This window comes from Pseudomonas sp. PS02303, assembly GCF_029959925.1.
In the GTDB taxonomy this organism is placed as follows: Bacteria; Pseudomonadota; Gammaproteobacteria; order Pseudomonadales; family Pseudomonadaceae; genus Aquipseudomonas; species Aquipseudomonas mandelii.
The window spans coordinates 1-26,753 of record NZ_JASCOM010000066.1 but is presented as its reverse complement, the minus strand read 5'-3'; the positions used below and the strand labels follow the sequence as shown (position 1 = coordinate 26,753).

Sequence of the window (26,753 nt, the reverse complement as noted above, 5' to 3'; positions counted from 1 at the left end):
CGCGATAGCGGTGTGTCAGACACCATCAATGTCGACTGACAGGCAGCTATCGCGAGCAGGCTCGCTCCTACAGGGGGATGGGTGATGTTGAGATTGTGGTCGGGTCATCTGTGATCCGGCGCTCACCAACAGCGTCTAGCCTCCGTGTCCCCGCAATCCCACGGGGCGAGACTTCGGAACCCGGCATGCAAGCGCTGTTGAACGAGATCCTTGACGCCGTCCGGCCGCTGATCGGTCAGGGCAAGGTGGCTGACTACATTCCTGCCCTCGGCACGGTGCCGGCCAATCAGTTGGGCATTGCCGTGTATGGCAACGATGGCGAGCTGTATTGCGCGGGCGATGCCGATACACCGTTTTCGGTGCAGAGCATTTCCAAGGTGTTCAGCCTGGTGCAGGCCATCGATCACTCCGGCGAGGCGATCTGGGAACGCCTCGGTCACGAGCCTTCCGGGCAGCCGTTCAACTCGCTGGTGCAGCTGGAATTCGAGCGCGGCCGCCCGCGCAATCCCTTTATCAATGCCGGTGCACTGGTGATCTGCGACATCAACCAGTCACGCTTTGCCGCGCCAGCGTTGTCGATGCGCGACTTCGTCCGTCGCTTGTCCGGCAATCCGCAGGTGATGGTGGACGGCAAGGTCGCCGAATCCGAATACCAGCACCGCGCGCGCAATGCGGCCATGGCCTACCTGATGCAGTCGTTCGGCAATTTTCACAACGACGTAGAGGCCGTGTTGCGTAGCTATTTCAGCCATTGCGCGGTGCGCATGAATTGCGTGGACCTGGCCCGGGCGTTCTGCTTCCTGGCCAACGACGGGTTCTGCAAACACAGCGGCGAACAGATCCTTACCGCGCGCCAGACCCAGCAGGTCAACTCGATCATGGCCACCAGCGGGCTGTACGACGAAGCCGGCAACTTCGCCTACCGCGTCGGCTTGCCGGGCAAAAGCGGTGTGGGCGGGGGAATCGTCGCGGTGGTGCCGGGGCAGTTCACGGTGTGCGTCTGGTCACCGGAACTGAATGCCGCCGGCAACTCGCTGGCCGGCATGGCGGCGCTGGAATTGTTGAGCCAGCGAATTGGCTGGTCGGTGTTCTGAGGCATTCGGGCCTGAGCGATTAATGACGCTCCCTGGATTTTCCTATACATTTTCCAGCCGCCCACAGCATGGTGAAACCGCTTCATGTCTCTTGCGCTCGAACGTCTAGTCGCTGGCACGCCGATCCCTTTTGCCGGTAATCGTGTCACTGTCGTCAGCCCCGAACTGGCCGCGCGCTTTCAGCCCGGGGACCATTTGCTGGTCGAGCAGGTCAGCGGCGAATTGTTGCTGATCCCGGTGGTTGACCAGCAAGCGGCCGCCGTCGCCATCGAGCGCGCTGAAGCGGCGTTCAGTGCGCTGTCCAGCGTCCCGGATCAGGCGATCAGTGCGTTCTTCGATCTGTTTGCCCAACGCCTGGAAACCCCCGAGTGCTGGGCCTTGATCGAGGCCGCCAACCTGGCCGACATCAAGCGCGCCAAGGCCCGCGGGCGTTCCACCACGCGACTGCTCGCCGATGAACGCATGCGCCGCGACATGATTGCCGGCCTGCGGGCCTGGCGCGATGCGTCGGCGACTCGCGGCAAGGTCATCAGTTGCGTCGAGCACGACGGCTGGAAGGTCGAGCAAGTGGTGTCGCCGCTGGGCATCGTCGCATTTGTGTTCGAAGGCCGGCCGAATGTGTTCGCCGACGCCGCCGGTGTGTTGCGCACCGGCAACACCGCCGTGCTGCGCATTGGCAGCGATGCGTTGGGCACCGCTCAGGCCATCGTCACTCACGCATTGAACCCGGCACTCAGCGACGCCGGTTTGCCGAACGGCGCGGTGTCCTTGGTGGAAAGCGTCAATCACGCCGCCGGTTGGGCGATGTTCGCCGACCGTCGTTTGTCGCTGGCCGTGGCCCGGGGTTCGGGGCGGGCGGTCAGCCAACTGGGCAGCATCGCCCAACAGGCCGGCACCGCTGTCAGTCTGCACGGCACTGGTGGCGCCTGGCTGATCGCTGACAAAGACGCCGATGCCCAGCGCTTTGCCGCCGTGGTACGCAATTCTCTGGACCGCAAAGTCTGCAACACCTTGAACGTCTGCCTGATCCAGCGCGACCGCGCCGCTGAGCTGGTGCCGTTGTTTCTCGACGCCCTCCAGCAGGCGGGCACCGCCCGGGGCCAGGGTTGCAAGCTGCACATCGTTGAAGGCAGCGAGTCGTGGTTGCCGACTGAATGGCAAACCGGCAGCGTTGAGGTGTATCGCGCCGAAGGCTACCAGACCGAAGCACTGGCCGAACCGTTGCCCGAGGAGCAGTTGGGCCGCGAGTGGGAATGGGAAGAGACGCCTGAAGTCAGCCTGAAGATCGTCGATGACCTGGACAGCGCCATCGCCTTGTTCAATCGCTACAGCCCGCAGTTCACCGTGTCGCTGATCAGCGAAGACGGGGCCGCGCATGAGCGTTTCTACAACGCGGTCAACGCGCCGTTTGTGGGCAACGGAATTACCCGCTGGGTCGACGGCCAATATGCGCTGAACAAGCCGGAACTGGGGCTTTCGAACTGGGAGAGCGGTCGGCTGTTTGCCCGCAGTGCGATTCTTTCGGGAGACGGGGTGTTCACCATTCGCAGTCGCATGACCCAGACCGATCTGTCGGTCAAACGCTGACATTCCTGGCACAGGCAACGATCGCACTATAATTAAGGTGTGTTTGCGTCTGTGTCTTGAGTGAGGGCTGCGTCATGAAACTTCATTCTTTTCGGCATTACTCCCACGATCTGGAAACGGTCGTGCACGACACATGGATCACCGGCCGGGTGAAGTCGGCCCTGGCGTTGGCCGAACCCAGCCTCGGCCTGCAGATCCATGTCAAAACCCTTGCGGGTACGGTGGCGTTGAGCGGTCGGGTCAACACCCATAAACAGTGTGAGCAGGCTGTTGCTCTGGCCCGTTCGGTGCCGGGCGTCGTCGAAATCGATGCCAGGGATTTGCGGACCCACGTGTTCACGCCAGGCAGTAATCCGGTTCCCCCCAACGCCGAAGAAACCGCCGAGCGTCGGCCATCATCGTCAGCAAAAGACGATCACTGATCAGGACGACCTTGTGAGTGCAGCGCTCCCGTGAACCGGGAGCGCCTTGGTGTGGGCATTTCAGCTCGAACAACAATGGATTGCGTTTTTTGGGTGTTCTCTCGCTGGAAGCAAAGGCGGATGATTGGCCGTTCCCCAGAGAGGTGTACCCGATGAAACGTGTCCTCATGTTGTTGGCCAACGGTGTCGAGCCACTGGAAATGGCGGCGTTCACCGATGTGCTCGGTTGGGCCAATCTGCTTGGCGACCAACCCGTGGAATTGATCAACGCCGGCCTCCGGCGGAATATCGTGACGACCTTCGGGTTATCGTTCAATCCGGCTCATTTATTGAGCGAGGTTGATCTCGACAGCTTCGACGCGTTGGCATTGCCCGGTGGTTTCGAACCCTCGGGCTTCTACGAAGAGGCCTTGAGTGAGCCGTTTCTGGCGGTCATCCGGCACTTTGTCGCGGCCGGTAAAACCGTCGCCAGTGTCTGCGTGTCGTCGGTGTGCCTGGGCGTTGCCGGGGTGCTGAAAGACAAAGATGCCACGACCTATCACCAGGTCGGTGGCAAACGCAAAAACCAGCTGGTTGAAACCGGTGCCCGTTTCGTCGACTGGCCTGTGGTGGTGGATGGCCGCATCATCACGTCAAGCGGCCCCGGCACGGCAACGGAAGTCGCCTTCGTGCTGCTGGAACAACTGACCAGTGCTGCAAATGCGGCGGATATCCGGCAGAAAATGCGTTTTCCAACACCGTCTCGCCAGTGGTATGAAACGCCGCAAGTGCCTTGATCCGGCACGCCCTTCATTTGCCTCGTACATCCAGGGAACCGCTTTAGTCGAGCGCATTCGTCGCGCTCGACCTTCCAGGTTCTGCCACCCATCCCATCAAGCAGCTTCGACGGCTTTGCCATACACGGCGCACGTGGTCGGGTGTTCGGCCAGTGACACAAAGCGGCGACTGCCGGCCTCCAGGGCATCGATCGAACCGGTCTCGATGTCGTAGACCCAGCCATGCAGGTTCAACTGACCTTTTTCCTGGGCCAGGCGCACGCTCGGATGCGTCTGGATGTTGGCCAGTTGCGCGATGACGTTCTCCCGGACCATCGAACTCACCTTCGCCGCGTCATTGGCGTGAGGGCGGGATTCGTTGATGACCTTGGCGGATTCAGCGTGTTGCAACCAGCCACTGACGGCGGGCAAGTGATCCATGCATGTGCACTTGGCGATGGCGGTCATGGCGCCGCAATCCGAGTGGCCGCAGATCACAATGTCAGTCACGCCGAGCACTGCGACTGCATATTCGACCGTGGCCGAGACACCACCCGGGTGTGGGCTGTAGGAGGGCACGATATTGCCGGCGTTGCGGATCACAAACAGTTCTCCGGGTTCTTGCTGGGTCAGCAGTTCGGGGACCACGCGGCTGTCGGAACAGGTGATGAATAACGTGCCGGGATGCTGGGTGGTGGCCAGGTGTTTGAACAGGTCGGTGCGTTGCGGGAACGCTTCGTTCTGGAACTTCAAAAAACCTTCGATGAGCGCTTTCATGGTGACGTCCTCATAAGTGATGAACAGGGGCTACTCAGCTCGAGCAACCGGTTCCGAATTCGCTGAATTGCAGAATGTGAGTGGTGCCTTTGGAATCCTGGTACGTCATTTCCACCGGGACCACGCCGCAGACATCGGCGGTCGGGGTAATTGCCACGACGTGGGCGATGTCCAGGCTCATGCCGTATTGATAGGCAACGGCTGCGTCCTGGGCTTGAACCTGGGCCGATACGCCCGCGATCAACGAAAGAGCCAGCATCATTTTTTTTATGGGGCATCCTCCGGACGAGTGTGGTGGCTGACAAAGTGTGTGGGGTGTTGGGTCTGGCCCGCACCGGAGTGCGGACCGGTTCAACTTAGAAAGGACGCAGGGGCAGGAACTTGCCGTCGAGGGTGATGACTGCGCGGTGGCCGCCTTCCGGGTCTTCGACTTTCTTCATGTCCAGCTTGAAGTTGATCGCGCTGATGATGCCGTCGCCGAATTGTTCGTGAACCAGGGCTTTCAACGTGGTGCCGTAGATCTGGATCATCTCGTGGAAACGGTAGATGGTCGGGTCGGTTGGAACGCCTGAGAGGCTGCCGCGCAGCGGGATGATTTGCAGGCGGGCCACGGCGTCGGCGTCCAGATCCAGTTTTTCGCCAACCACTTTGGCGGCTTTTTCTGGCAGCGGTTGTTGGCCGAGCAGGGCGGCGGTGACGTAGGCCAGGCTCAGGCCGGTGCCCTCGGCCATGTCTGCGAAGGACAGGTTTTTGCGCGCTTTGGCGTCGAGGATTTTGGCGGTCAGCTCGAGACTGGTGTCGTTGTAAGCGTGGGACTGTTGCATGGTGTTTCTCCTATCGGGGTTGTGTTGCTTGGGTGTGAAGCAATCTTCTGCCGATTGATCCATAGCGTCCAAGACCGATATACAATGCATTGCATAAGTACTGCCTATAGATGGTGAGCCCCATGCTGCTGCGACATCTGCGTTACCTGCTGGCGGTTGCCGACCACGGCGGCTTCACCCGCGCCGCCGAGGCGCTGCACGTTTCACAACCGACCCTGTCCCAGCAAATCCGCCAGCTTGAAGAAACCCTGGGCGTGAGCCTGTTCGACCGAACGTCGCGCACGGTCAAGCCGACCGATGCGGGCCAGGCCTACATCGAGTGTGCACGTCGGGTATTAGTGGAACTGGAAGCCGGCAAACGGGCGCTGCATGACGTGAAGGATTTATCGCGCGGCACCTTGCGCCTGGCGATGACGCCGACGTTCATGGCGTATCTGGTGGGGCCGTTGGTGCGCGATTACGTGGCGCGGTATCCGAACATCCATCTGCAGATTTTCGAGTTGTCGATGGACGACATCGAGGCTGGGCTGGTGGATGACTCGCTGGACATTGCCATCGCGTTTACTCAGGTGAGAAACGCCGACATCGAATCGATCCCGGCGTTTACCGAAACCCTGGGGGTGATGGTGGGACGGGATCACCCGCTATATGAACGGCGAGCCGCGTTGTCCGCTGAAGAGGTGGCGCAGTTGGATTTTGCGCTGCTGGCCCCGGACTTCGTCACCCGCACCCGCATCGATGACTATTTTGCGCAGGAGCAGATCACGCCGAAGGTGGTGATTGAGGTGAATTCGGTGAGCACCTTGCTGGAGGTGATTCGGCACACGGCTATCGCCACCATTCTTCCCGAACCGATTGCCACCCAGGACCGGGCACTGCGCAAAATTCCGTTGCTGGGGGACGCGCCTACACGCGGGGCGGCGCTGCTTCGACGCAAGAACAACTATCACAGCGCGGCGTCGGTGGCGTTCATGAATCTGGTGTTGGGCGCGGTGGCGACGGAGTCAGTCGTCCAGTGATTGGCAGATGCCATTGGGGGCTTTGCCCGTGGAGCTCACGGTCACCGAGTCATCATCGGCGAGAACGATCGAAATCGTCACGCCTGATCCCTTGGCTTCGAAGCTGCGCTCTTTGATCATGGCTTTGGTTTCGGCTTCTACGTTGTTGATCAACACCGGTCCGTCCTGATCCGCGTGAACGATGATTTTTCCGGGGCATTCGACATCGAATGATGGAACACCTTCGATCTTGTTTGCGTGAGCAATCGTTGCAGTGGATAGCAACAGCAGAAATGTCAGGGCATTTTTCATCGCAAGTCTCCATGGGCACAGCAGCGAGTACGCTTAACGATAGCTGTATTTGCCGCGCACGAGACAAACAAAAAAAGGCCCCGCTCGATCATACGAGCGGGGCCTTTTTTATAGAGGAGCAGCGGGGGGGGGATATCAGTAGAACCGGTCAATCACCCGAACTTCGTTCTGGTTCTGCATCGAGGCCCACGCCTGTTTCAGCGTTTGCAGAACATTACCGATGAAGTCCTTGTCGGCCGCGGCTTTCTTGCCGACATAGCCTTGGCCGCGACGGTACATCTTCAGTCGGGCCAGCAGGTTCTGGTTGTTCTGGTCGAACTCCGCTTCATGGGCGTGTGGCGACAGGCAATCGATATGAACCTGGCCCGATTTGCTGATCCACAGAATGTGGCTGTCGTGGCTGTCTTTTTGCGCAGCGAAGATACGAGCCAGTTCATCGATAGTAGGTTGATTGTTCAGATTCATAATATGCCCCTTGACCATTTGGTGATCTTTCAAAGTTGATTCGCTAATACAGGTAGCCCATCGGTTAGTTGATCCCTGGCACCGAAACCAGGACGTCAGCGATCAGCCGTCGATTTGACGGGGTCTCGCGTCTGTTGCATGTAGTCGTGTTGAATAACTGCTACGCAATAGCGTCACAACGAAGAGAAGCAGCGAAAACCTGGAGGCCACCGCCGACTTTTTAGGGTCGGCCACAAGCTTCATGAGGATTGATCGCCAGCGCTTCTCGTCTTTGTACTGGACGTTCGGGCCAGGTCAGCTTCTTCAATCTGCCTTGTGGGCAGCGTGTATCCGGGAAAAACAGCTCGGCGGTCAGACGAGCTTGCTCAAACATGTTGCCTTACTCCCGATCGGGGAGATGTCTGCATCATGCAAGGGCAAATCGGAGGCGTCAACCGTTATGTAGTGATTATTTTTAGTCACTACATATTGTCGGACAAAGCGCTTTGGAATTAAAAAGCAGCGACGCAACGCCCGGGTCAGGACGATGGCAGCAGATGTTGGAAGCGATAGAAGGTGCAGGGATAACCGTCTACCGACCGTTGATGCAGGGTGAACTCATCGCCTGCGATCTCGGGCATTACCTTGGCCCAGAAGTGCCGTGCAGGCACGTTCGCGTCGATGTGGAAAATCTGCCATTGACCGGGGATCCGGCTCAAGAGGGTGGACACGACAAACTTCGCGACACCTTGGCCACGAAAGCGCCGACTGACAAACAAGTAGCCGATGTTGTGCTCGGCGCCGTCGATATGCGTGTCGTCGTCCACGGTCACGAAACCGGCGAGTTCACCGTCCACCTTGATCAGAAATGGCTGGGTCCCAGGCTTGCGCCAGTAATCTTGGTTGGATCGGATGTCGAAGAAACCGTGCTCGCCGAGTTTCAGCGGTAGAAACTCGCTGAAGTCATGCATGTAGAACTGCATCAGGTTTTCAATCGTTTCCAGTTCGTCGCGGTGTGCGGCATGCAGTTCTATCGAGGGCATGCTGGGTTTTCTCCAGATCGAAGGGCCGTCCGTGGCTCTTTCGGGATCACTCAGTGCGGAGCGAAGTCGTATGTCCCACCCGTCTTCAACGCCGCGGCGTAAGCAGGACGTGCCTGGAAGCGATCAACCCAGGCCGCTACATGAGGGTAGTTGCCCAGCTTGCCTTGGGCGCGGGCAATCTCGCCGATAAAGCTCATCTGGATATCGGCGGCGCTGAATTCGTCACCCAGCAAATAATCGGACTGGCTCAAGGCTGTGTCGAGGTAGCCAAGGTAGTTGGCCACTTCCGAGTTGATACGCGGATGCAGTGGCGCACCGGCTTCACCCAGACGCCCGACGTACAGGTTCAACATCAGCGGCAGCATGGCCGAGCCTTCGGCGAAGTGCAGCCACTGGACGTATTCGTCATAGGCGGGGGTAGACGGATCGGGTTGCAGGCGCCCCTGGCCATGACGACGGATCAGGTAATCGATGATCGCAGAGGACTCGATCAATTTCTGCGCGCCATCTTCGATGACCGGCGATTTGCCCAGGGCGTTGATCGCTTTCAGTTCCGGCGGTGCCAGATTGGTTTTCGGGTCGCGCTGATAGCGTTTCAGCTCATAAGGAATGGCCAGTTCTTCCAGCAACCAGAGAATCCGCTGGGAGCGGGAGTTGTTGAGGTGGTGCACGATAATCATAAACAAGATTCCTGTAGCAGCTGTCGATTGAAACGAGGCTGCGATGCCGTTTCAGAAAATGGGGCCATCGCCGGGCTTGAAGAACACTAGACCATTACGGTCCGTTCGAAGTGCCCTCAAGCTTTACTGGCCGGTTTCGCCGCGCGTTTGGCGCCTGTCGACGGCTTGCGCTTGGCGGGCTTTCGTTTGTTTTTCCACGGAGTGGCGCCACGACCGGCCGGGCTCGCCGGTCCGCTGATGGTCAGGCTCAGGCCGGCGCAACGGGCGACCTGTTTGCTCATCCACGCGGCCTGTTTGGTGACGAATTCTTCCAGGCTCATCTCGCCGCTTTGCACCATGTCCAGCGCCTGTTCCCAGATGGCCGTGGTGCCGGGGTCGGCGATGGCGCGCGGCACCGCATCGATCAGGCTGAAGGCCGCCGGGGTCGCGGCCAGGGCCTTGCCGTTCTTGATCAGGTAACCGCGGTCGAGCAGGCCCTGGATGATCGAAGCGCGTGTCGCCTCGGTGCCAATGCCGGTGGTGTCCTTGAGCTTCTGTTTGAGCAGCGGGTCTTCCACCAGTTTGGCGACGTTCTTCATCGCTTTGATCAGGTCGCCTTCGGTGAATGGCTTGGGCGGTTGCGTCCAGAGGTCCTTGAGCTTCACGTCGGCCACCGCGCAGTCACGCCCTTCGGCCAATGCCGGGAGTGTTTGCGGTGCAGGTGCCTCGCGACCCTTGGCCGGGGCGAGCGCCTCGGGCAGGGCGCGTTTCCAGCCGGGCTCGACGATCTGCTTGCCGACGGCGCGCAAGGCTTCACCGGCGCAGTCGAAGTCGGCCTGGGTGCGGTCGTATTCATGGTTGGGCAGGAACTGCGCCAGATAGCGCGCGCGGATCAGGGTGTAGACCGCCCGTTGCTTGCCCACCAGTCGATCGAGATGCTTGGCCGCCGCCGTCGGGATGATGCCGTGGTGAGCCGTGACCTTGGCGTCGTTCCAGGCCCGTGAACGGCGCTGTGGCTCCAGGTGATCGTTCAGGGCGTTCAGGGACGGATCGGCCTGCCGGAGCGCGGCGAGAATGCCCGGGGCTTCACTGTGCTGGCTCAGCGGCAGGAAACCGCAATCGCTGCGCGGGTAGGTGATGACTTTGTGGGTTTCGTAGAGTGCCTGGGCGATGTCGAGGGTTTCCTGGGCGCCGAGCCCGAGCTTCTTCGAACAGACTTCCTGCAACGTGCCCAGGTCGAACGGCAACGGCGCGACGTCACGCATTCGCTCGGTGCGCAACTTGATCACCCGGGCACTCGCCGCGCTGCTGATGGCCGCAGCCGCTTGCTGCGCCAGCGCCTGATTCAGGCAACGATCCTGATCGTCACAGACGTCGGATGCCGCGCGCCACTGGGCGGTGAACGCCGTGCCGTCATGCAACAGCTGCACGTCGATGGCCCAATAGGCCACCGGTACGAAATCGGCAATGCTGCGGTCACGATCCACCACCAGCCGCAAGGTCGGTGTCTGCACCCGGCCCACCGGCAACACGCCCTGATAACCGGACTGACGCCCCAGCAACGTGAACAAGCGGCTCATGTTCATCCCGATCAACCAGTCGGCCCGGGAACGTCCCAGCGCCGAATGATAAAGGCTGAAAGTTTCGGCTCCCGGTTTGAGCGCCGCCAGCGCCTTGCGTATCGACGCATCGTCCAGCGCCGACAGCCACAGGCGCCGTATCGGCCCGCGATAGCGGCAATGCTCGACCAGTTCCCGGGCAATCATCTCGCCCTCACGGTCGGCGTCAGTGGCAATCACCAGTTCATCCGCCTCGCCCAGCAAGCGTTTGACGGCCTTGTACTGGCTGGCTGTGCGCGGTTTGACCGTCATCTTCCACTTGTCCGGAATGATCGGCAGATCCGCCAGCACCCAACGCTTGTAGCGCGCGTCGTAGGCGTCCGGCGGCGCGGTTTCCAGCAGATGGCCGATGCACCAGGTCACCGTGACGTCCGTTCCCAGCCAGCAACCGTCGCCCCGACGCTTGGCGCCGAGCACTGCCGCGATGTCTTTGGCCTGGGAAGGTTTTTCACAGAGGTACAGCTGCATAACCACCATCGTTCATCAAGTGTGCAAGAGGCGCACAGAATGGCGGGTGATGAGCAAGGGATCAATCATTATCTGTATGGATGTACAGCAAAGCTGTTGCGTTTGTTTGCGCCAGTCAAAACGGCCCGTTCGGCTGCGAGGCCGTCGTGGTGACGAAATTTGGGTTATACCTGACATTCGCAGTCTCAGGTTTCGGGGCCGCTGCGCGACCCATCGCGGGCAAGCCGGATCACCGTACCGCACGCTCCCACAGGTCCATCACCTTCATGAGGCACGTATTCCATGAAAAGCACCGGTCCCAGTCCTGTCATCACCATCGCCGAGCAGCCGGGCTGCCTGTTGGTAAAATTTCACGGTATTCAAGTGGCCGCTTCCTCGCGCGCACTGGTGCTGCTGGAGGCCAATTATCCTCCGGTGTACTACGTGCCCTGGGAGGACATCGACGAAAATTATTTCGCCCGCACCGACCACACGACCTATTGCCCGTACAAGGGCGACGCCACGTATTACAGCCTGCAAATCCCGGGGCATGAGGGCGCCAACGCGGTGTGGCGCTATGAAGACCCCAAAGTGTCGGTCGAACAGATTCGCGGGTATGTGGCGTTCTATCCCGATCAGGTTACGTTTGAGGTGCTCAAAGACGTTGAGTGAGGTTCGGCATTGACGGCAATGCTGCTCACTCACGCGCGATTTTTCAGGCCTACCTGCTTTTGTGGCGAGGGAGCTTGCTCGCGCTGGGCTGCGTAGCGGCCCCAAAAACAGGGCAACCCTACCGATTTTTGTGAGTGCTGCGCACTCAAGCGGGAGCAAGCTCCCTCGCCACAGGTTTTTCATTGGCTGAAGAGGTGATCAGGTGAGCAAATGCCCACATTAACCGAGCGTTTTCATTTCAGCGAACAGCCCCCACCAACGTCGATTCATCAATCTGACCAATCGAAGTGACCCCGGTCAGGGTCATGGCCACGCGCATTTCCTTTGCGAAAATATCCAGCATGTTCTCCACCCCGCGTTGACCATCGGCCGCCAGCGCATAAGCCATGGATCGCCCCAGCAATACACCTTTGGCGCCCATGGCCAGCATCCGCACCACATCCAGCCCCGAGCGAATACCCGAGTCGACCAGCACCGTCAGGTCATTGCCCACCGCTTGCATGATCGGCGGCAATGCCTGGGCGGTAGAAAGCACGCCGTCGAGCTGTCGCCCCCCATGGTTCGACACCACGATGCCGTCTGCGCCAAAGCTCACCGCATCCCTGGCATCCTGCGGGTCGAGGATGCCTTTGATGATCATCGGGCCTTTCCAGAAATCACGAATCCACTCCAGATCACTCCAGCTGATCGACGGGTCGAAGTTATTGGCCAGCCAGCCCATGTAGTCTTCAAGCGTGACGGCTTTGCCCAGGTACTTCGAGATGTTGCCCAGGTCGTGCGGGCGGCCCATGACCCCGACGTTGAACGCCCAGTCTGGGCGTGTCATGGCCTGAAGCATGCGTCGCGATGACGCAAAAGGCCCGGACATGCCCGAATGCGCATCCCGGTAGCGGGCGCCCGGGGTCGGCATGTCGACAGTAAACACCAGGTTTTTCACCCCGGCGGCCTTCGCTCGCTCCAGGGCGTTTTTCATGAAGCCCCGGTCTTTGAGCACGTACAGCTGAAACCAGATGGCTTGCTGGCTCTGCGCCACGACTTCCTCGATCGAACACACCGATACGGTTGAAAGGCACAGCGGAATACCTTTTTTCTCCGCCGCTCTGACCGCCTGCACCTCACCCCGGCGGGCGAACATGCCCGTCAGGCCGACCGGCGCCAATATGACGGGCATTGATAGGGGCTGATCGAAGAGGGTGGTTTCCAGGCTCAGGCTTTCGACGTTTTTCAGAATCCGCTGACGCAGGCTGATGCCCGCCAGGTCGGCGCTGTTGGCCCGTAGCGTATGCTCGGCATACGCCCCGCCATCGATGTAATCGAACAGAAAACGCGGGAGTTTGCGACGTGCTGCCTCGCGGTAGTCGGATGCGGATGAAATGATCATGGGGCCTCGGTCTGAAAGGGGGCGGGGCTGTGGCTTCGTCGAGCCTTGGGATCAGGGTAGCGTATGCAACGGCATGGACATACTGACTTCCCTGGCCTAAATATCCAGTCGCTTGAGTCGCGAAGCCAGTGTGGTGGGCTTGATGCCCAGCAGATCGGCCGCACCGCCTTTGCCGAAGAGCTTGCCCTTGGTCGCGGTCAGCGCGGCCTGCATGTTGCTGCGCTCCAGTTCGCGAATCTGCGCGTCGGTCAAAATGCTCTGACGAGTGATGTTCAGGGGCGTGCTGCCTTGATCGATTGCCGATTCGTCCGGCAGATCCAGATTGAGGTCCGCACCGATCGAGGTGATCAGCGCGCGCTCGATAACGTTTTGCAACTCGCGAATATTCCCCGGCCACGAGTAACGTTGCAGGCGCTCGATGTCGCCGTTACGCAGGCGCCGCCCGGGCATGTTCAGGCGCTTGCCTGTCTGCTTGAGAAAGTGCGCTGCCAGCGGCGCAATATCCATCGGGCGTTCACGCAGCGCCGGCGACTGGATCGGGAAAACGTTGAGGCGGAAATACAAGTCTTCACGGAAGTTTTTCGCCGTCACTTCCTGGCGCAGATCGCGGTTGGTCGCGGCAATGATCCGCACATCGACCTTGCGGGTGCGTTCTTCGCCGACCCGTTCGAACTGGCCTTCCTGCAACACCCGCAACAGTTTGCTTTGCAGCTCCAACGGGATTTCGCCGATCTCGTCGAGAAACAGCGTGCCGCCATCGGCCAGCTCAAAACGCCCGACGCGATCGCGCACGGCGCCGGTAAAGGCCCCACGGATATGCCCGAAGAACTCGCTTTCGAACAACTCCGCCGGGATCGCCGCACAATTGACCCGGATCAGCGGGTGGGCGTTGCGGCGGCTGGCCTGGTGGATCGCGCGGGCAATCAGCTCTTTGCCGGTGCCTGACTCGCCGTTGATGAGCACGCTGGCATCGGTGGGGGCGACCACGTCGATCTGCTTGATGATTTTCTTGATCGGCTCGCTCTGGCCGACGATCTCGCGGAAGTTGTGCTCGATGTGAATCTCTTCCTGCAAGTACGCGTTTTGTTCCTCAAGCCGCTCCTTGAGCACTTTGAGTTCTTCAAGGGCGCTTTGCAGCTGGTTTTCGGTGCTGCGCCGTTCGGTGATGTCGCGAAACACCACCACGGCGCCGACGATGCGGCCGTCGGAAATCACCGGCGTGCTGGTGAACTCCACCGGAAACGAACTGCCGTCCCGGCGCCAGAACACCTCCTGGCGCCCCTCATGAACCACGCCGTCGCGCACGGCTTTGTAGATCGGGCACTCTTCGACCGGGTAATGGCTGCCGTCGGCATGGGTGTGGTGGTGAATGCGGTGGATGTTTTTGCCGATCATGTCCTGCGGTTCCCAACCCAGCATCCGCGCGCCGGCCGGGTTGACGAAGGTGGCGAGGCCTTCGCTGTTGATGCTGTAGATACCGTCACCCACCGAACTCAGCAGCAGTTGGTTATCGCGTTCGCTTTCCTGGAACAGGTTGAGGATGTTGCGCCACTCGATCAGCCCGCCGCGCATGGTGCGCTCGGTGTGGGCTTGGTCACGCTGGTACTTCTCATGACTCAGCTCGCGCAGCACCAGGATCAGGTGTTGCTCGCCCTTGATCTGCAGGGTGGTGGCAGAGATTTCCAGTTCGATGCGTTCACCGCTCTTGCAGTTGCAGCTCAGCTCTTCAGTCCAGCCGCGGCCCTTGTCCATCACGGCCTGGGTGAACACGATCAGGTCCGCCAGTTGATGGCCGAATAGCTTGCTCACGGGCAGCTCCAGCAATTCCTGGCGCGGGTAGCCGAGCAATTTGCAGGCGGCGATGTTCAGGTCGCCCAGGCGATCGGCAAACGGATTGAGCAGCGCAATGGCTTCGGCGCAATGCTCGAACACCATGTGTCGCGATGAATACGCCAGGTCGGCCCATCCGCTGAGAGTGTCTGCTTCGTTCATGAGTACGAAATCTCGTGATTTGTCGCTACGAATATTCGTATTTCTACGGGAATGCGTGATTCGCCGATAGCCTCAGATGTGCCGTAAAAAACCGGATCAGATGGTGAAATTCAAGTTAATCAACCACTTACAGCTTGGCGGAAACTGATTTTATTTCCTGGCACGGCGTTCGCTCTATCTCCTGCAACCCGGCAGCCAACACCGGCTGACGTTCAAGCACCAAGAAACTGGAGAGCGACACTATGCCAACCGTGGACATCCCCCATTACAAAGACGGCGACTTCCTGGTCAATTACGAAGAAAAAGTCTTCGAGGACATCAAGGCCGAACCCGGCGAAAAAGTCCTGATCACCTTCCACACCATCGCCTTCGAGGGCTCCATCGGCCTGGTCAATATGCTTCAGGCCAAACGCCTGCTGCGCAAAGGGTTCGAAACCAAAATCCTGCTGTACGGACCGGGCGTGCAACTGGGTGTGCAGCGCGGTTTCCCGACCCTGGGGGCCGAAGCGTTTCCCGGTCACCTGGCGGTGAACAAGCAACTGATCCAGTTCATGGAGGAGGGCGGTGAGGTCTATGCCTGCCGCTTCGCCCTGCAAGCGTTGTATGGCCAGACCGAAAAGGCGCTGATCGAAGGCATCCGCCCTATCAACCCGTTGGACGTGATGGACCTGCGCCTGCTGATGCGCCGTGAGGGCGCGATGATCATCGATACCTGGACGGCCTGACCGCACAAAACCCTTTGTGGGAGTGAGCCTGCTCGCGATGGCGGCGTGTCTGATACACCGCGCCGCCTGAATCGCAGGCAAGCCAACTCCCACAGGACCGCGTCGATCTTCCGAGCACAACTTACTTCAGGACCCATCATGCCCATCATTCGCGCAGCCGCCGTACAGATCAGCCCGGTGCTTTACAGCCGCGAAGGCACCGTGGACAAGGTCTGCCAACAGATTATCGCCCTCGGTCGACAAGGCGTGCAGTTCGCCGTGTTCCCGGAAACGGTGGTGCCTTACTACCCCTATTTTTCATTTGTGCAGCCCGCGTTTGCCATGGGTGCACAACACCTCAAATTGCTCGATCAGTCCGTGACGGTGCCGTCCGCCGCCACCCTGGCGATTGGCGAAGCCTGCAAGCAAGCAGGGATGGTCGTCTCCATCGGTGTCAATGAGCGCGAGGGCGGCACGATCTACAACGCACAATTGCTCTTCGATGCCGACGGCAGCCTGATTCAGCATCGGCGCAAAATCACGCCGACCTACCACGAGCGCATGGTCTGGGGGCAAGGCGATGGTTCCGGCCTGCGGGCCATCGACAGCGCGGTCGGGCGCATCGGTTCGCTGGCGTGCTGGGAGCATTACAACCCGCTGGCCCGTTACGCCTTGATGGCGGACGGCGAACAGATCCACGCCGCGATGTTCCCCGGCTCCCTGGTGGGCGACATTTTTGCCGAGCAGATCGAAGTCACCATCCGCCATCACGCGTTGGAGTCCGGCTGTTTCGTGGTCAACGCCACCGCGTGGCTGGATGCCGATCAGCAGGGCCAGATCATGCAGGACACCGGCTGCGGCCTCGGGCCGATCTCGGGTGGCTGCTTCACCGCCATCGTGTCACCTGAAGGCAAATTACTGGGCGAGCCGCTGCGCGCCGGCGAAGGCGTGGTGATCGCCGACCTCGACCTGGCGCTGATCGACAAACGTAAACGGATGATGGATTCGGTTGGGCATTACAGCCGCCCGGAACTGCTCAGCCTGTTGATCGACCGCACACCGACGGCCCATGTGCATGAACGCGGTGCGCATTTTGCGGCGCTGGCCACCGAGGAGTTCGATCATGCAAACCAATGAATTGCTGGCTGAACTGCAATGCCATGGCGTGCGCTGGCCAGCGGCGCAAAACGGCTTGTCGCGACAAGGAGGTGCGGGGCCTTCGGACCACAAGGCCCTGAGTTTCGGCAGCCGGACCATGATGGTGCCGATCCTCAACCAGGCCTCGCAGGATTCCCCCTTTCAAGCGCAACCCAGCGCCGATGGCAGCCAGGCGCTGATCTTTCGCGAAGGCCTGCAGGTCGGTCAGGTGCAGATGCCGGGGGTGCCGAAGTTCTATGGCTTGAGCACCGCTGACGGCATTCCCTATTGGAAAATCGCAACGCTCCATAGCAGCGATGTACTGGCGACCACCGTTTTGCAGCACTGCATTCGCTTCAATGATCGCGGCAGTTCATGCCAGTTCTGCGCCATCGGCCAGTCGCTGGCGGCAGGCAAGACCATCGCTCGAAAACGTCCGCAGCAACTGGCGCAAGTCGCAAAAGCGGCAGTGGAACTCGATGGCGTCAAGCACATGGTGATGACCACCGGCACCCCGCAAACTTCGGACCGTGGCGCGGCGATTCTGTGTGAATCCGCCGTTGCGGTCACCGCCGCGGTCGATCTGCCGATTCAGGCGCAATGCGAGCCGCCGGATGATGACCGCTGGTTCCAGCGCCTGGCCGACAGCGGCGTGGTTTCCCTCGGCATGCACCTGGAGGCGGTCACCGATGCAGTGCGCCAGCGGATCATGCCGGGCAAGGCCGAAGTGCCCCTGAGTCGTTATTTCGAAGCCTTCAGTGCGGCGGTCGAAGTGTTCGGTCGCGGCCAGGTCAGCACCTACATCCTCGCCGGCCTGGGCGACAGCGAAGCGGCCATCAGTGAGATGAGCGAGCGTTTGTGCGCGATGGGTGTTTACCCGTTCGTGGTGCCGTTCGTGCCCATCGACGGCACCCCGTTGGCCCATCACCCCAAACCCGACAGCGCAATGATGGCCCGCCTGTATCCGCAGATCGGCGCGAGCCTGCGCCGTCACGGTTTGCACTCCGATCAGATCAACGCCGGTTGCGCCAAATGCGGCGCGTGCTCGGCCCTGAAAAGCTACGAATAAACCGGAGAACACCCATGCCCAATCTCGCCTATGCCTTGGTCGACAGCACCTTCGAGCCGTTCCGTGCGGGTGAGTTGCTGGTCAAACCCGCCAGCGAACCCTGGGAGAAACACGCCTATTTTGCCTTGCGACGCTCGGTGTTCTCCGATGAGCAACAACTGCTGGCGCAGGACAAGGATCGCCATGACTTCCAGGCGATTGCCATCGTCGCCCTGGCCGGCAATTGCGGGATCGCCGATCAGGTGGTGGGCGCGGTGCGTATCTATCAGCCGGAACCCGGCTTGTGGTTTGGCGGACGCTTGTGTGTGGCCCCGGCGTATCGGCGGCACAGCATGATCGGCAAGGCACTGGTCAACGAAGCGGTGTCGCGGGCCAAGGAGCTGGGCTGCGAAATCTTTCGGGCCACCGTGCAGGCGCAGAACGAAATCTATTTCCATGGCCTGCGCTGGCAGACCCTCCAACAGCTGGAACTGCTCGGCCAGCCCCATTGCTTGATGCAGGCGGATTTGCCGAGCTACCCGTTGATGCCGCGCCAGGTTTCGTTGCGTGCGCTGAAGGTGGCTCGCCATGACTGATCTGCCAGCGCTGCTCGATACCTTGCGCAACACTCCGGCGATGCGCTCGAAACAGGCGATCCAGCATCCTGCGGTGATGATCGGTGACGCCGGACAATCGCTGACTCGCGCACAGCTTTACGCCTTGCCCGGCGATGACACGGCAGCGATTGCCTGCGGCGATCATTTTCAGTTGCTGGCCATCGAAGGCATGTTGCCGGCCTTCGTCGAGTCGGCGCCGTGGTTTGCCGGGTGGTCGGCGGTCATGGCCAACGTCAGCGACATCACCGCCATGGGCGGCCGCGCGACGGCGGTGGTCAACGCGTATTGGCATCACGACAACGCGGCTGCGCAGCAAATGCTCGCGGGGATTTGTGCCGCTTGCGAGGCCTATGGCTTGCTGCTGGCGGGTGGGCACACCAGCCTCACCGCAGGCAACCCGACCGCATTGGCGGTGGCGATCACCGGTGTTGCGCAAAAACTGCTGTCGACCCTGCATATCGCCCCCGGCCAGGTCATCGCCATGGCGGTAGACCTGGAAGGCGCCTGGCATGCCGACAGCACGTATTGGAAAGCCTTCGAAGGCGTACCTGCCGAGCGCCTGCGCAGCAAGCTCGACGTGTTGCCGCGCCTGGCCGACGCACAACTGTTGCACGCGGCGAAAGACATCAGCAACGCCGGGATACTGGGCAGCCTGTTGATGTTGCTGGAAACCACCGGCCGCGGCGCGACAGTCGATTTGACCGCGTTGCCACGTCCGCCGGATGCCGACCTCATGCGCTGGCTACAAGTGTTCCCCAGTTACGGCTTCTTGATGACGCTGGATGAGCGCGACTGGCCGCAGGTACAGACCGCATTTGCCTTCGAAGGTGTGCGCTGCGAGCGCATCGGTCGGGTCAACAACAGTGGTGTGTTGAACGTCCAGCTCGGCGACCGGCACGGCGAATTCTGGAACCTGCGCGAACAGGCCTTTACCGGCTTCAGCTATCCCCATCTCGACCTGAGCCCTTTGAACCTCAAGCAACAGGAGCACTGACATGCCCGCCGTCAACTTCAAAATCCGCTGGCCCAATGGCAAGGAAGCGACCGGTTACTCGCCTTCCACCGTGATTTTCCACTACCTGGAGGAGGGCGCGAGTTACCCGCTGACGGACTTCCTGCAACGCCTCGAAAGTGCCTTGGACAATGCCTCGGAACGCGTCAAGCAGGTCAAGGGTTTCTATTGCAGTTCGGCCATGGACACCCTGAGTTCACTCAAGGGCCAGGCCAGCTATCTCGTCGACCCCGTTCATCTCGCGGGGCAGGTGGACGTTCTCAGCATGCGTACCGAAGGCGCCGGGCAGGTGATCGGTGCGGGCTGGGGCTCATTCTGATTCAGCGATTTTCTCTCATAACCATTTTCGTTACCGATCACCGGAGCGCGCTATGACCAGTCACCTCACCTCAATCAAACCTCCCCACCACAGCGTGATCATCGTCGGCGGCGGTCAGGCCGGATTGTCCGCCAGCTACTTCCTGCAACAGGCAGGTATCGATCATCTGGTGCTGGAAAAACACAGCCTGACCCACACCTGGCGCAACCAGCGCTGGGATGCGTTCAGTCTGGTCACGCCTAACTGGCAATGCGCATTGCCGGGTTACACCTACATCGATGATTTCAACGGCAGCGATCCTCACGGCTTCATGAAGAAGGATGAGATCAATCAATACCTGGCCGGTTTCGTCCAGTCGGTGAACGCCCCGGCCCGCGAAGGTGTCACGGTGCAGCGCGTGGTTCCCCGCAGCCTTGGGGGGTATGAGGTTCACACCTCACAAGGCGAGTTCACGGCCGACCAGGTGATTGTCGCGTCGGGCGGTTACCACACGCCGATCATCCCGCGCCTGGCCGAACGTCTGCCGGCCGGGATTCATCAGCTTCACTCCGAGCAATACCGCAACCCGCAAGCCTTGCCAGCAGGCAATGTGCTGGTGGTCGGTTCTGGCCAGTCGGGCGCACAAATTGCCGAAGACTTGCACCTGGCGGGTCGCAAGGTCTATCTGGCGGTGGGGGATGCGCCGCGTTGTGCGCGTTTTTACCGTGGCAAGGACGTGGTCGATTGGCTGGCGGAGATGGGTTATTACGAGATTGGCGTCGACACTCATCCGCTGCGTGAAGGCGTGCGCGACAACACCAATCATTACGTCACCGGACGCGACGGCGGGCGCGACATTGACCTGCGCAGCTTCGCCCGCGAAGGCATGGAATTGTTCGGTCGACTAGAGGGCTTGCAGGGCACTCGCCTGCAATTTGCCAATAACCTGGGCGAGAGCCTGGACAGCGCCGATGCGGTCTATAACCGCATCAATACGTCGATCGACAAGTACATAGAACAGCACGCGATTGACGCTCCGCCGGGTGCGCCTTACGCACCGGTCTGGGTGCCAGGGCAGGAACGCGGTGAACTGGATCTGGTGGACGAGGGCATCACCAGCATCATCTGGTGCATCGGCTTCAGTCCGGACTTCACCTGGGTCGAAGCCCCGGTGTTCAACGGTCGCGGTCATCCTGGGCATCGGCGCGGAATCACCGCGCAGCCGGGTTTGTACTTCCTTGGACTGCCGTGGTTATACACCTGGGGGTCAGGACGTTTTTCCGGGGTCGCACAGGATGCGCGGTATCTGGTGGATTACATCAAGGCGCTGCACGTTGAACCAAGGCAGCAGGCAAAACGAACCCTTGCGATGTGATCGCCGCCACACATGAAAACGCCCCGCATGGCGGGGCGTTGTTGGTTGTGTATGGCCCTTAGTTGGTATCCAGATCCACGTTTTTGGTCTCACGCAGACAGATCATCCCCACCACCAGGCTCACCGCGGTAATCACCACCGGGTACCACAGCCCGTAGAAGATGTCCCCGGTATACACCACCAAGGCAAACGACACGGTCGGCAGGAAGCCGCCAAACCAGCCATTACCAATGTGGTACGGCAGGGACATCGAGGTGTAGCGGATACGGGTCGGGAACAGTTCGACCATCAGCGCTGCCAACGGGCCGTAACACATGGCGGAAATGATGATCAGCACCACCATCAGCCCCACGATCATGGGCTTGTTGACCTGTTGCGTATCGGCTTGTGACGGATACCCCGCCAAGGTCACCGCACCGCGCAGGGCCGCTTCGTCGAAGCCATCCAGTTTCACGTCACCGACGCTGACCTGCACGTCGCTGCCGGCCGGTGCGGCTTCGCTCGTGTAGGGCAGGCCCTGCTTCACCAGGAAGGTTTTGACCTTGTCGCACGGGCTGTCAAATTTCGCCTTGCCCACCGGGTCGAACTGGAAGGTGCAGGTGGCCGGGTCGGCCAGTACGGTAATCGGTGCCTGACGGCTGGCCTGGTCGATGGCCGGGTTGGCGTAGTGGGCGATGGACTTGAAGATCGGGAAGTACAACGCAGTCGCCAGCAACAGGCCGATCATCAGCACCGGTTTGCGCCCGACCTTGTCCGACAGCCAGCCAAAAAAGATGAAGAACGGCGCGCCGATGATCACGCTGACAATCAGCAGACTGTTGGCCAACGCCGGGTCCATCTTCAGGAACTGCGTGAGGAAAAACAGCACATAGAACTGCGCGGCGTAGAAGGTCACCGCTTGCCCGGCGTTGATGCTGAACAAGGCGATCAGTACGACTTTGAGGTTTTCCCATTTACCGAAGGAATCGCGCAGCGGCGACTTGCAGAGTTTGCCTTCCTCTTTCATTTTCACGAAGGCCGGCGACTCGTGCAGGCTCAAGCGAATCCAGGTCGAGATGCCCAACAGCACGATGGAAAACAGAAACGGAATGCGCCAGCCCCAGACTTCAAACTGGTCGCCGGTGAAATAACGGCAGCCAAGCACCACCAGCAGCGACAGCAACAGGCCGAGGGTGGCGGTGGACTGAATCCAGCTGGTGTGGAAACCGCGCTTGCCCATCGGCGCGTGTTCGGCGACGTAAGTGGCAGCGCCGCCGTACTCACCGCCCAGGGCCAGGCCCTGAAGCATGCGCAACACCACGAGGATGATTGGCGCGGCGATGCCGATGCTCGCATAAGTCGGCAACAGCCCGACACAGAAGGTCGCCAGGCCCATGAGGACGATGGTCGCGAGGAACGTGTATTTACGCCCGATCATGTCCCCCAGCCGTCCGAACACCAACGCGCCGAAGGGCCGCACGATGAAACCGGCGGCGAAGGCCATCAGCGCAAAGATAAACGCCGTGGTGTCGTTGACCCCGGCGAAAAACTGCTTGCTGATCACCGCCGCGAGGGCGCCGTAGAGGAAAAAGTCGTACCACTCGAACACCGTCCCGAGTGACGACGCGAAGATGACTTTGCGGGTGTCGGGGCTGGTGTCGACGCTGAGCGTGGCATCCAGGGGTTGAACATGTTCTGACATATCGGTATCCCTCACAGTGATTGTTTTTGTTGTTCCACTGTCGGCGCCAGCCTTGTGGGCGGGCGCCGCGTTTATCCATAAAGCCGGGTGTACGTCGATCTTTGTAGGAGCGAAGCTTGCTCGCGAAGGCGTCAAACCTGGCACATCGCGTCATCGTTCTTCGCGGGCAAGCCTCGCTCCTACAGTGGGTTGCTCCATAAAGCCGGGTGTACGTCGATCTTTGTAGGAGCGAAGCTTGCTCGCGATGGCGTCAGGCCTGACACACCGCGCCATCGTTCTTCGCGGGCAAGCCTCGCTCCTACAGTGGGTTGCTCCATAAAGCCGGGTGTACGTCGATCTTTGTAGGAGCGAAGCTTGCTCGCGAAGGCGTCAGACCTGACACACCGCGTCATCGTTCTTCGCGGGCAAGCCTCGCTCCTACAGTGGGTTGCTCCATAAAGCCGGGTGTACGTCGATCTTTGTAGGAGCGAAGCTTGCTCGCGAAGGCGTCAGACCTGACACACCGCGTCTTCGTTCTTCGCGGGCAAGCCTCGCTCCTACAGTGGGTTGCTCCATAAAGCCGGGTGTACGTCGTCTTTGTAGGAGCGAAGCTTGCTCGCGAAGGCGTCCGACCTGACACACCGCGTCATCGTTCTTCGCGGGCAAGCCTCGCTCCTACAGTGGGTTGCTCAGCAGTTCCTTCTGCGGGTTGAGGCTCCTTGTGCTGGGGTTGAGGATCATCAGCGCAGCCTTTTCGGCAATCATCAGCGTAGGCGAGCACGTATTGCCCGAGGTAATGCGCGGCATGATCGAGGCATCCGCGATGCGCAGTCCGGGAATCCCGTGAACGCGCAACTCGGCATCGACCACGGCCTGCACATCGTTGCCCATGCGGCAGGTGCCCACCGGATGGAAAATCGTCGTGCCAATTCGTGCGGCGGCTTCGTGCAGTTCCTCTTCGGTCTGCAAGCTATCGCCGGGCAAGTACTCGACCGGTTTGAACGCTCGCAGGGCCGGGGCGGCGACGATGCGCCGGGTCAGGCGAATGGCATCGGCCGCGACCCGCAAATCCTCTGGATGGCTTAAATAGTTGGGCTGAATCAGCGGCGCTTCCTGCGGATCGGTGGAACGGATCTCCACCCGTCCACGACTCTGCGGCCTTAAATCGCAAACCGACGCCGTGAAAGCAGGGAAGGCGTGCAGCGGTTCGCCGAAGCGTTCCAGCGACAGCGGTTGAACGTGGTATTCGAGATTGGCCGAGGTCTGTTCCGGCCCTGACCGGGCAAACGCCCCCAGCTGACTCGGCGCCATCGACAGCGGGCCGCTGCGGTCGTACAGATAACGCAGGCCCATGCCCATCTTGCCCCACACGCTGCCAGCAATCTGGTTCAGGGTGCGGGCATTTTCCAGTTTGTAGATCAGCCGCAGTTGCAGGTGATCCTGCAGATTGCCGCCCACGCCCGGCAGCTCATGAGCCACACCGATCCCCAGTTTTTCAAGCAGGGGGCGAGGGCCGATCCCGGAGCGTTGCAGAATGCTCGGTGAACCGACGGAGCCTGCGCACAGCACAATTTCCTTGCGCGCCTTGAAGGTTTTTGCCTGGCCTTGATAACGGGTGCTGACCGCCGAAGCACGGCCGTTTTCCAGCAGTACACGGTCCACTTCGACGTCGGTCAGCACGGTGAGATTGGCGCGATTGCGGATCGGTTTGAGAAACGCCTTGGCCGCGTTCCAGCGAATCCCGGCCTTCTGGTTGACCTGAAAATAGCCGCAGCCTTCGTTGTCGCCCTGGTTGAAGTCATCGATGCTGGCAATGCCGCTTTGCTCGGCGGCGCTGCGGAACGCATCCAGAATCGGCCACGACAGCCGCTGACGCTCGACCCGCCAGTCGCCGCTGGCGCCGTGAAATTGCGAGTCGCCGGCAAAATGGTTTTCGCTTTTCTTGAACAGCGGCAGCACGTCGTTCCAGCGCCAGCCCGGATTGCCGTCAGCGGCCCAGCCGTCATAGTCGCCAGCCTGGCCGCGCATGTAGATCATGCCGTTGATCGAGGAACAGCCGCCCAGCACTTTGCCGCGCGGGTAACTCAGGGCGCGACCTTGCAGGCCGGGTTGCGCTTCGGTCTTGAAACACCAGTCGGTGCGCGGGTTGCCGATGCAGAACAGGTAACCCACGGGGATGTGAATCCAAGCATAGTTATCGCGGCCGCCGGCTTCGAGCAGCAAGACGCGGTGTTGCGGGTCGGCCGACAGCCGATTGGCCAGCAAACAACCGGCCGGCCCGGCACCGACCACGATGTAGTCGAATTCATCAAGGGAAGTCTGCATCCCTGACCTCATATTGTTGTTCTTGTTGTCGGTCATCCTAGTTGTTAGCTTTCGTCAAAAGAATGTTAGTTTTTGCGCAGCCGCTGTGCGTTTTCAGACAGCGCCTCAAACAGCGTAGCCCCAAGGACGACTCATGTTCGACTGGAATGACCTGCGGTTTTTTCTCGAATTGCAACGCAGCGGGCGTTTGCTCACCGCCGCCCGCCGTTTGAACACCACCCACGCCACCGTCGCCCGGCACATCGAGGCCATCGAAAAGAGCCTTGGCACCGCGCTGTTTGTCCAGCATGCCCAGGGCTACGAAATGACCCCGGCCGGCGAAGCGCTGCTCAAGCACGCCGAAGCCATGGAAAATGTCGCGTTGCTGGCGCAAGAGGAAATCACCCAGTCCACGGCGCCACTGGGCAAGATTCGCGTTGGCGTGACCGAAGGGCTGGGCATCATGTTCCTCGCCAGCCGCATGAACGGCCTGTTCGAACGCTACCCCGGACTGGAAGTGGAGCTGGTGGCGGTGCCGCGCTTCGTCAGCATCCTCAACCGCGAAGCCGAAATCAGCATCCACCTTGAACGCCCGGCCGCCGACATGCTGGTCACGCGCAAACTCACCGACTATCGCCTGGCGCTCTACGCCAGCCAGGCCTACCTCGACAAGGCACCGCCGCTGCACAGCCGCGAAGACCTCGGCCGCCACGCGTGGATCGGCTACGTCGACGACTTGCTGTTCAGCCAGGAACTGATGTTCCTCAACAGTTTTTGCCGCAACCCGCAGGTGGTGTTCCACAGCACCAGCGTCATCGCCCAGCAACAGGCGGCACGGTCGGGATTGGGGATCGCGGTGCTGCCGTGCTACATGGCCAGCGCCGATCCGGAACTGGTGCCGCTGTTTCCGGACGAGAGCATTGAGCGCAGCTACTGGATCAGCACGCGGCGGGAGCTGCACAAGTCGGTGAGATTGCGGGTGATGTGGGATTACGTGGTGGAGTTGTGCGAGGCGGAGCAGGGGTTGTTGATGGGATAGCCTGCCAATCCTCCATCATAGATCTCTGATCAACCAAGCAATGAAGCAACCAACACAACCCCTGTGGCGAGGGAGCTTGCTCCCGCTGGACTGCGCAGCTGTCCTGGTCTTCAATTCGGGATGAAGACAAGGAGCGTCCTCCGACACTCCGTCGCGAACAAGGGAGCTTGCAGCATGAGCGAAGAGACAAAAGTGAAAGGCCCGGCGTCGTATTTTCCGTCCATCGAGAAAAAGTACGGCCAGCCCATTAGCCATTGGCTGGAGCTGCTCGGGACGGTGAGCGGCAAGAAGCATATGGAAATGGTGGCTTGGTTGAAGGATGAGCATGGAATGGGGCATGGCCATGCGAATGCGTTGGTGGCGCATTATTTGGCGGGTGTTAAAAAGTGAGGCCGCTGTAAACGGCTGCAATGTGGAATGGCGGTGAGAGGGGGCTGGAGGTGCCACCGCCATCGCGAGCAGGCTCACTCCTACATGGGTTCTGCGTCGTTCGCGAGTGTTGTGGTCGGCATAGCCTCCTGTGGGAGTGAGCC

The 26,753-nt window shown here is 60.5% G+C and carries 28 protein-coding genes; 15 read left to right on the top strand and 13 right to left on the bottom strand.

Annotation, left to right across the window (positions count from 1 at the left end; genetic code table 11):
• The first annotated feature begins 185 nt into the window (after positions 1–185).
• The 4 genes from glsB (at position 186) to QMX98_RS16465 (ending at position 3,879) form a co-directional block, all read left to right on the top strand.
• Positions 186–1,094 carry a glutaminase B gene (gene glsB / locus QMX98_RS16480; protein WP_010459549.1) on the top strand — a complete coding sequence of 303 codons (909 nt, stop codon included), beginning with the start codon at positions 186–188 and terminating at the stop codon, positions 1,092–1,094.
• Positions 1,095–1,178: 84 nt separating this feature from the next.
• Positions 1,179–2,681, top strand: a complete 1,503-nt coding sequence (locus QMX98_RS16475) for an aldehyde dehydrogenase family protein (protein ID WP_282411079.1) — start codon at positions 1,179–1,181, stop codon at positions 2,679–2,681.
• Between the two features lie 74 nt (positions 2,682–2,755).
• Positions 2,756–3,103 (top strand): BON domain-containing protein, encoded by a 348-nt coding sequence (locus QMX98_RS16470; RefSeq protein WP_077750141.1) that lies wholly within the window; start codon positions 2,756–2,758, stop codon positions 3,101–3,103.
• A 152-nt stretch (positions 3,104–3,255) separates the two neighbouring features.
• Positions 3,256–3,879, top strand: coding sequence for a DJ-1/PfpI family protein (locus QMX98_RS16465; protein ID WP_010459555.1), 624 nt, complete (start codon positions 3,256–3,258; stop codon positions 3,877–3,879).
• 96 nt (positions 3,880–3,975) lie between these two features.
• Here QMX98_RS16465 and QMX98_RS16460 read toward each other — a convergent pair whose 3' ends face one another.
• The 3 genes from QMX98_RS16460 to cynS form a co-directional block, all read right to left on the bottom strand.
• Positions 3,976–4,635, bottom strand: coding sequence for a carbonic anhydrase (locus tag QMX98_RS16460; protein ID WP_154504376.1), 660 nt, complete (start codon positions 4,633–4,635; stop codon positions 3,976–3,978).
• Between the two features lie 34 nt (positions 4,636–4,669).
• A complete protein-coding gene (locus tag QMX98_RS16455) occupies positions 4,670–4,906 on the bottom strand; it encodes a DUF2790 domain-containing protein (RefSeq protein ID WP_083376970.1) in 237 nt (78 codons plus the stop codon).
• 85 nt (positions 4,907–4,991) lie between these two features.
• Positions 4,992–5,459, bottom strand: coding sequence for a cyanase (gene cynS / locus QMX98_RS16450; RefSeq protein ID WP_282411078.1), 468 nt, complete (start codon positions 5,457–5,459; stop codon positions 4,992–4,994).
• A 122-nt stretch (positions 5,460–5,581) separates the two neighbouring features.
• On the opposite strand from cynS, the gene cynR reads away from it, so the two are divergent.
• Positions 5,582–6,478: a transcriptional regulator CynR gene (gene cynR, locus QMX98_RS16445; RefSeq protein WP_010459560.1), complete on the top strand. Its 897-nt coding sequence runs from the start codon at positions 5,582–5,584 to the stop codon at positions 6,476–6,478.
• Here the strand turns inward: cynR and QMX98_RS16440 are convergent.
• The 6 genes from QMX98_RS16440 to QMX98_RS16415 form a co-directional block, all read right to left on the bottom strand.
• Entirely contained in the window at positions 6,464–6,769 is a 306-nt protein-coding gene (locus QMX98_RS16440; RefSeq protein WP_282411077.1) for a hypothetical protein, read from the bottom strand. The genes cynR and QMX98_RS16440 overlap by 15 nt on opposite strands.
• A 135-nt stretch (positions 6,770–6,904) precedes the next feature.
• Complete coding sequence (locus QMX98_RS16435) at positions 6,905–7,234, bottom strand: hypothetical protein (protein ID WP_042932832.1); 330 nt, start codon at positions 7,232–7,234, stop codon at positions 6,905–6,907.
• Between the two features lie 220 nt (positions 7,235–7,454).
• Positions 7,455–7,607, bottom strand: coding sequence for a hypothetical protein (locus QMX98_RS16430; RefSeq protein WP_282411076.1), 153 nt, complete (start codon positions 7,605–7,607; stop codon positions 7,455–7,457).
• A gap of 145 nt (positions 7,608–7,752) precedes the next feature.
• Positions 7,753–8,256, bottom strand: coding sequence for a GNAT family N-acetyltransferase (locus tag QMX98_RS16425; RefSeq protein WP_282411075.1), 504 nt, complete (start codon positions 8,254–8,256; stop codon positions 7,753–7,755).
• 50 nt (positions 8,257–8,306) lie between these two features.
• Positions 8,307–8,936 carry a glutathione S-transferase gene (locus QMX98_RS16420; RefSeq protein WP_010459566.1) on the bottom strand — a complete coding sequence of 210 codons (630 nt, stop codon included), beginning with the start codon at positions 8,934–8,936 and terminating at the stop codon, positions 8,307–8,309.
• A 116-nt stretch (positions 8,937–9,052) separates the two neighbouring features.
• Positions 9,053–11,002 carry a DNA topoisomerase III gene (locus QMX98_RS16415; protein ID WP_282411074.1) on the bottom strand — a complete coding sequence of 650 codons (1,950 nt, stop codon included), beginning with the start codon at positions 11,000–11,002 and terminating at the stop codon, positions 9,053–9,055.
• A gap of 282 nt (positions 11,003–11,284) precedes the next feature.
• Between QMX98_RS16415 and QMX98_RS16410 the strand changes: the two genes are divergently transcribed.
• Complete coding sequence (locus QMX98_RS16410) at positions 11,285–11,653, top strand: DUF427 domain-containing protein (RefSeq protein WP_282411073.1); 369 nt, start codon at positions 11,285–11,287, stop codon at positions 11,651–11,653.
• A 238-nt stretch (positions 11,654–11,891) separates the two neighbouring features.
• Here the strand turns inward: QMX98_RS16410 and lldD are convergent, their stop codons facing one another.
• Entirely contained in the window at positions 11,892–13,034 is a 1,143-nt protein-coding gene (gene lldD / locus QMX98_RS16405; protein WP_282411072.1) for an FMN-dependent L-lactate dehydrogenase LldD, read from the bottom strand.
• 96 nt (positions 13,035–13,130) lie between these two features.
• Positions 13,131–15,026, bottom strand: a complete 1,896-nt coding sequence (locus QMX98_RS16400) for a sigma 54-interacting transcriptional regulator (protein WP_282411071.1) — start codon at positions 15,024–15,026, stop codon at positions 13,131–13,133.
• 242 nt (positions 15,027–15,268) lie between these two features.
• Between QMX98_RS16400 and QMX98_RS16395 the strand changes: the two genes are divergently transcribed.
• The 7 genes from QMX98_RS16395 to QMX98_RS16365 all read left to right on the top strand — a co-directional run bounded on the left by QMX98_RS16395 (position 15,269) and on the right by QMX98_RS16365 (position 21,217).
• Positions 15,269–15,751 carry an MSMEG_0572/Sll0783 family nitrogen starvation response protein gene (locus tag QMX98_RS16395; protein WP_007969977.1) on the top strand — a complete coding sequence of 161 codons (483 nt, stop codon included), beginning with the start codon at positions 15,269–15,271 and terminating at the stop codon, positions 15,749–15,751.
• Positions 15,752–15,889: 138 nt separating this feature from the next.
• Positions 15,890–16,867: a Nit6803 family nitrilase gene (locus QMX98_RS16390; RefSeq protein WP_282411070.1), complete on the top strand. Its 978-nt coding sequence runs from the start codon at positions 15,890–15,892 to the stop codon at positions 16,865–16,867.
• Positions 16,854–17,936 carry an MSMEG_0568 family radical SAM protein gene (locus QMX98_RS16385; protein WP_282411069.1) on the top strand — a complete coding sequence of 361 codons (1,083 nt, stop codon included), beginning with the start codon at positions 16,854–16,856 and terminating at the stop codon, positions 17,934–17,936. The genes QMX98_RS16390 and QMX98_RS16385 overlap by 14 nt, the downstream gene beginning before the upstream one ends.
• 14 nt (positions 17,937–17,950) lie before the next feature.
• Positions 17,951–18,511, top strand: a complete 561-nt coding sequence (locus QMX98_RS16380) for an MSMEG_0567/Sll0786 family nitrogen starvation N-acetyltransferase (RefSeq protein WP_102595332.1) — start codon at positions 17,951–17,953, stop codon at positions 18,509–18,511.
• A complete protein-coding gene (locus tag QMX98_RS16375) occupies positions 18,504–19,526 on the top strand; it encodes a sll0787 family AIR synthase-like protein (RefSeq protein WP_282411068.1) in 1,023 nt (340 codons plus the stop codon). Before QMX98_RS16380 ends, QMX98_RS16375 begins: the two co-directional genes overlap by 8 nt.
• 1 nt (position 19,527) lies before the next feature.
• Positions 19,528–19,863 carry an MSMEG_0570 family nitrogen starvation response protein gene (locus tag QMX98_RS16370; RefSeq protein WP_102595330.1) on the top strand — a complete coding sequence of 112 codons (336 nt, stop codon included), beginning with the start codon at positions 19,528–19,530 and terminating at the stop codon, positions 19,861–19,863.
• 52 nt (positions 19,864–19,915) lie between these two features.
• The gene (locus QMX98_RS16365; RefSeq protein WP_282411067.1) at positions 19,916–21,217 is read left to right on the top strand and encodes an MSMEG_0569 family flavin-dependent oxidoreductase; all 1,302 of its coding nucleotides are present in this window, start codon (positions 19,916–19,918) and stop codon (positions 21,215–21,217) included.
• Positions 21,218–21,275: 58 nt separating this feature from the next.
• Here QMX98_RS16365 and QMX98_RS16360 read toward each other — a convergent pair whose 3' ends face one another.
• Together QMX98_RS16360 and QMX98_RS16355 are read right to left on the bottom strand one after the other, a co-directional pair.
• Positions 21,276–22,898 carry an MFS transporter gene (locus tag QMX98_RS16360; protein WP_077750152.1) on the bottom strand — a complete coding sequence of 541 codons (1,623 nt, stop codon included), beginning with the start codon at positions 22,896–22,898 and terminating at the stop codon, positions 21,276–21,278.
• 654 nt (positions 22,899–23,552) lie between these two features.
• Positions 23,553–25,202 carry a GMC family oxidoreductase N-terminal domain-containing protein gene (locus tag QMX98_RS16355; RefSeq protein ID WP_154912569.1) on the bottom strand — a complete coding sequence of 550 codons (1,650 nt, stop codon included), beginning with the start codon at positions 25,200–25,202 and terminating at the stop codon, positions 23,553–23,555.
• Positions 25,203–25,335: 133 nt separating this feature from the next.
• On the opposite strand from QMX98_RS16355, the gene QMX98_RS16350 reads away from it, so the two are divergent.
• Together QMX98_RS16350 and QMX98_RS16345 are read left to right on the top strand one after the other, a co-directional pair.
• Entirely contained in the window at positions 25,336–26,220 is an 885-nt protein-coding gene (locus QMX98_RS16350; protein ID WP_010459579.1) for a LysR family transcriptional regulator, read from the top strand.
• Between the two features lie 174 nt (positions 26,221–26,394).
• Positions 26,395–26,610, top strand: coding sequence for a DUF4287 domain-containing protein (locus QMX98_RS16345; protein ID WP_154504388.1), 216 nt, complete (start codon positions 26,395–26,397; stop codon positions 26,608–26,610).
• Positions 26,611–26,753: the final 143 nt, after the last annotated feature.

Excerpts from the sequence above, each read along its gene's own strand:
- QMX98_RS16375 (WP_282411068.1), top strand. The coding sequence starts at position 18,504 with ATGACTGATCTGCCAGCGCTGCTCGATACCTTGCGCAACACTCCGGCG.
- QMX98_RS16350 (WP_010459579.1), top strand. The coding sequence starts at position 25,336 with ATGTTCGACTGGAATGACCTGCGGTTTTTTCTCGAATTGCAACGCAGC.
- QMX98_RS16475 (WP_282411079.1), top strand. The coding sequence starts at position 1,179 with ATGTCTCTTGCGCTCGAACGTCTAGTCGCTGGCACGCCGATCCCTTTT.
- QMX98_RS16380 (WP_102595332.1), top strand. The coding sequence starts at position 17,951 with ATGCCCAATCTCGCCTATGCCTTGGTCGACAGCACCTTCGAGCCGTTC.
- QMX98_RS16430 (WP_282411076.1), bottom strand. The coding sequence starts at position 7,607 with ATGTTTGAGCAAGCTCGTCTGACCGCCGAGCTGTTTTTCCCGGATACA.
- QMX98_RS16400 (WP_282411071.1), bottom strand. The coding sequence starts at position 15,026 with ATGAACGAAGCAGACACTCTCAGCGGATGGGCCGACCTGGCGTATTCA.
- lldD (WP_282411072.1), bottom strand. The coding sequence starts at position 13,034 with ATGATCATTTCATCCGCATCCGACTACCGCGAGGCAGCACGTCGCAAA.
- QMX98_RS16415 (WP_282411074.1), bottom strand. The coding sequence starts at position 11,002 with ATGCAGCTGTACCTCTGTGAAAAACCTTCCCAGGCCAAAGACATCGCG.
- QMX98_RS16370 (WP_102595330.1), top strand. The coding sequence starts at position 19,528 with ATGCCCGCCGTCAACTTCAAAATCCGCTGGCCCAATGGCAAGGAAGCG.
- QMX98_RS16420 (WP_010459566.1), bottom strand. The coding sequence starts at position 8,936 with ATGATTATCGTGCACCACCTCAACAACTCCCGCTCCCAGCGGATTCTC.
- QMX98_RS16365 (WP_282411067.1), top strand. The coding sequence starts at position 19,916 with ATGACCAGTCACCTCACCTCAATCAAACCTCCCCACCACAGCGTGATC.
- QMX98_RS16440 (WP_282411077.1), bottom strand. The coding sequence starts at position 6,769 with ATGAAAAATGCCCTGACATTTCTGCTGTTGCTATCCACTGCAACGATT.
- QMX98_RS16390 (WP_282411070.1), top strand. The coding sequence starts at position 15,890 with ATGCCCATCATTCGCGCAGCCGCCGTACAGATCAGCCCGGTGCTTTAC.
- QMX98_RS16465 (WP_010459555.1), top strand. The coding sequence starts at position 3,256 with ATGAAACGTGTCCTCATGTTGTTGGCCAACGGTGTCGAGCCACTGGAA.
- QMX98_RS16410 (WP_282411073.1), top strand. The coding sequence starts at position 11,285 with ATGAAAAGCACCGGTCCCAGTCCTGTCATCACCATCGCCGAGCAGCCG.
- QMX98_RS16385 (WP_282411069.1), top strand. The coding sequence starts at position 16,854 with ATGCAAACCAATGAATTGCTGGCTGAACTGCAATGCCATGGCGTGCGC.
- cynR (WP_010459560.1), top strand. The coding sequence starts at position 5,582 with ATGCTGCTGCGACATCTGCGTTACCTGCTGGCGGTTGCCGACCACGGC.
- QMX98_RS16470 (WP_077750141.1), top strand. The coding sequence starts at position 2,756 with ATGAAACTTCATTCTTTTCGGCATTACTCCCACGATCTGGAAACGGTC.
- QMX98_RS16460 (WP_154504376.1), bottom strand. The coding sequence starts at position 4,635 with ATGAAAGCGCTCATCGAAGGTTTTTTGAAGTTCCAGAACGAAGCGTTC.
- glsB (WP_010459549.1), top strand. The coding sequence starts at position 186 with ATGCAAGCGCTGTTGAACGAGATCCTTGACGCCGTCCGGCCGCTGATC.
- QMX98_RS16395 (WP_007969977.1), top strand. The coding sequence starts at position 15,269 with ATGCCAACCGTGGACATCCCCCATTACAAAGACGGCGACTTCCTGGTC.
- QMX98_RS16345 (WP_154504388.1), top strand. The coding sequence starts at position 26,395 with ATGAGCGAAGAGACAAAAGTGAAAGGCCCGGCGTCGTATTTTCCGTCC.
- cynS (WP_282411078.1), bottom strand. The coding sequence starts at position 5,459 with ATGCAACAGTCCCACGCTTACAACGACACCAGTCTCGAGCTGACCGCC.
- QMX98_RS16435 (WP_042932832.1), bottom strand. The coding sequence starts at position 7,234 with ATGAATCTGAACAATCAACCTACTATCGATGAACTGGCTCGTATCTTC.
- QMX98_RS16355 (WP_154912569.1), bottom strand. The coding sequence starts at position 25,202 with ATGCAGACTTCCCTTGATGAATTCGACTACATCGTGGTCGGTGCCGGG.
- QMX98_RS16425 (WP_282411075.1), bottom strand. The coding sequence starts at position 8,256 with ATGCCCTCGATAGAACTGCATGCCGCACACCGCGACGAACTGGAAACG.
- QMX98_RS16360 (WP_077750152.1), bottom strand. The coding sequence starts at position 22,898 with ATGTCAGAACATGTTCAACCCCTGGATGCCACGCTCAGCGTCGACACC.